Annotated in this window: 1 protein-coding gene; it reads left to right on the top strand. The window is 53.9% G+C overall.

Going from position 1 to position 410, the window contains the following annotated elements:
* Nucleotides 1-410, top strand: a 410-nt coding sequence (locus EHH60_RS36950) for a DUF5107 domain-containing protein (protein ID WP_124164006.1), incomplete at both ends; no start/stop codon positions are given.

Genomic DNA, 410 nt, shown 5'->3' with positions numbered 1-410 from the left:
CCACCATATTGCGCCAGGTAAAAAACAGTGGAGTTGGGGACACAGTGAATTTGGCCAGGCGTGGGATAAGAGCCTGACTGACAATAACGGCCCGTATATCGAACTGATGACCGGTATTTTTGCCGATAACCAGCCTGATTTTACCTGGCTTGATGCATACGAGGAGAAGCGTTTCGAGCAGTATTTCCTGCCTTATCATTCTCTGGGCATGGTGCAAAATGCCTCCCGCGATGCGGTGATAAAACTCCAGCGTAGTGAGCGGGGGATTGAGTGGGGGCTGTATGCCATCTCTCCGTTGAACGGATACCGCCTGGCGATCCGCGAAATCGGCAAATGCAACGCGTTGCTCGATGATGCCGTGGCCCTGACACCAGCGACCGCCATCCAGGGCGTGTTGCACGGTATCAATC

The sequence above is a fragment of the Bradyrhizobium sp. RP6 genome (assembly GCF_003837805.1).
Taxonomy (GTDB): domain Bacteria; phylum Pseudomonadota; class Alphaproteobacteria; order Rhizobiales; family Xanthobacteraceae; genus Bradyrhizobium.
This window is presented reverse-complemented; position numbering and strand designations above follow the sequence as displayed.